Origin of the sequence: Metabacillus litoralis, assembly GCF_007994985.1 — a bacterium.
Taxonomy (GTDB): domain Bacteria; phylum Bacillota; class Bacilli; order Bacillales; family Bacillaceae; genus Metabacillus; species Metabacillus litoralis.
This window is the reverse complement of sequence record NZ_VOQF01000055.1, coordinates 1-459: the sequence shown is the minus strand read 5'-3', so window position 1 is coordinate 459 and position 459 is coordinate 1. Positions and strand designations below refer to the sequence as shown.

Annotated in this window: 1 protein-coding gene; it reads right to left on the bottom strand. The window is 39.7% G+C overall.

What is annotated here, in order from left to right; all coding sequences use genetic code 11:
- Window positions 1-459: DUF2194 domain-containing protein (locus FS935_RS23150; RefSeq protein ID WP_158638702.1), on the bottom strand; the 459-nt coding region annotated here is incomplete at both ends.

Here is a 459-nt window from a genome sequence, read left to right as displayed (position 1 = left end):
CTAACTCCCCGCCCATGCGCAGCAGTTCTCTTCCGTAAACAATTGTATTCTCTCTTACTCTATCTAACTCAAAGGCTTGTGTTTCTGCTTTCATTTCATCAGAAGAAGCAACAAAGGATGCTGTGTAATTGAGGTCATACTTCGCTTCTAGCCTCTGTAATTCTGACCAAACGACATGACGCATGAAATTTTCGTTCGTCATTCCCGAATCTTTGTGTATATTGTTATTTGTTTGGAATGGGAAGCCTTCTAAAGCTGTCACCTTTGCATTTACAACAGGATAGATAAAGGTTGGAACCATAAGCTGAATACCCTTTGTGAAAAGGCCACTTTGCTTGGCATCTGCTAGAATCGTTCCGTTAAAAAACACAAATTTTCCATCACCATATTTTGACTTCCATAAAAGTGGTGTACCATCTGATGATTGCGCAATTAATGAAGCTTGTTTACCAATTCTGG